2 protein-coding genes are annotated in these 1,507 nt (G+C 69.1%); both read left to right on the forward strand.

From position 1 onward, the window contains the following. On the forward strand, positions 1-552 hold a 552-nt coding region (locus EV671_RS26530; protein WP_165917750.1), incomplete at its 5' end, for a Mu transposase C-terminal domain-containing protein. A gap of 3 nt (positions 553-555) precedes the next feature. Continuing rightward, positions 556-1,350 carry an ExeA family protein gene (locus EV671_RS26535; RefSeq protein WP_132576896.1) on the forward strand — a complete coding sequence of 265 codons (795 nt, stop codon included), beginning with the start codon at positions 556-558 and terminating at the stop codon, positions 1,348-1,350. Positions 1,351-1,507 lie beyond the last annotated feature (157 nt).

Genomic DNA, 1,507 nt, shown 5'->3' on the forward strand with positions numbered 1-1,507 from the left:
AAAGGCAAACTCGAGAGGTATCACAAGACCTGCAGGGGCGCATTCCTGGCCGAGCTGGACGAGCGCCACATCACCAGCCTGGAGGATCTGAACGCGCGGCTGTGGGCCTGGGTGGAGCAGGTCTATCACCGCAGCGAGCATGCCGGGCTGGGCGGCCTGACGCCGCTGGCGCGCTACCAGCGCGACCTCGCGCGCATCCGCGTGCTGGGCCCCAAGGCCGCGCAACTGGACGCGCTGTTCCACCATCGCATCCAGCGCCACGTGCGCAAGGACGGCACGGTGTCGTACCAGGGCCAGCGCTTCGAGGTGCCCTACGAGCTCTCGGGCAAGACGGTGCAGCTCGTGGTTGATCCGCACGCGCAGCGCGTCGTGGGCGTGGAGGACGACCAAGGGCGCTCGCTCGGCGAGGCCACGCCGCTGGACGCGATCGGCAACCTCCATCGAACACGGCACAGGGCCGGCGCCACCGTCGAAGGGCTCGCCCCGCACGGCGGGCCCAACCTGGTGGAGATCGCCCTGCGGCGACACCACGGTGACAACACGCAGGAGTGAGCCATGTACCTGCAACACTTCGGTCTGACGCACGCGCCGCTGGGCAAGGAGCTCACCGAGCCGTGGGACGACGGCGCGCTCACCGTGCTGGCCCAGCGCTTCGACTGGCTCTTGAAGTCCCCGGGGGTGGGTCTTCTCACCGGCGAGCCCGGTGTGGGCAAGACCGCGGCGCTGCGCCAGCTCACGCGCAGCCTCAACCCCCACCGCTACCTGGTGCTGTACCTGGCTGAGACCGACTTCGGGCGCGTAGACATCTACCGCGGCCTGGCGCGCGCCCTGGGCCTGGAGCCCAGCTACCGGCGTGCACAGCTGTGGCGCGACATCAAGCAGCGCGTGCACGAGCTGGCCGATGGCAAACAGATCACGCCCATCTGGATCGTCGACGAGGCGCAGAACCTGCCCGCGGACTTCTTCCGGGACTTCCCCGCCTTCCTGAACTTCGCCTTCGACTCGCGCGACTTGCTCAGCGTGTGGCTGGTGGGTCACCCCAGCCTGGCGGCCACGCTGGAGCGCGCGCCCTACGCGGCGCTGGCCAGCCGCATCCAGGTGCATGTGCAGCTCAAGCCGATCTTCGAGCGCGAGCGCTTCGCGCAGCTCGTCGCCCACGGCCTCAAGCGCGCGGGATGCCAGCACACGCTGCTGGCCGATTCGGGGCTGGAGATCCTGCGCCAGGCCTCCAAGGGGCTGCCCCGCCAGGCCAGTCGCATCTTGGGTACCGCCATGCGCCTGGCCGTGCCCAAGGGCTTGAACCATCTGCCTGACGAGTTGCTGCAGCAGGCCATCGCGGAGTTGCAGTGACCACGACCGACGCCCCAGACCCGCGCGACGCAGTTCCGCTGCCCCGGCTCAGCGACGAAGCCGCCGTCGAGCTTTACCTCTTCGTCGAGCACCTGTTCCTGCTCGTTGAGTCGCGCTATGCCAACCAGATCCGGCGTCACTTCGACGATCGCGACCG

The sequence above is a fragment of the Roseateles saccharophilus genome, assembly GCF_004342485.1.
GTDB lineage: Bacteria > Pseudomonadota > Gammaproteobacteria > Burkholderiales > Burkholderiaceae_C > Pelomonas > Pelomonas saccharophila.

Bases quoted from the DNA above. Each gene is read 5' to 3' on its own strand.
- EV671_RS26535 (WP_132576896.1), top strand. From the start codon at position 556: ATGTACCTGCAACACTTCGGTCTGACGCACGCGCCGCTGGGCAAGGAG.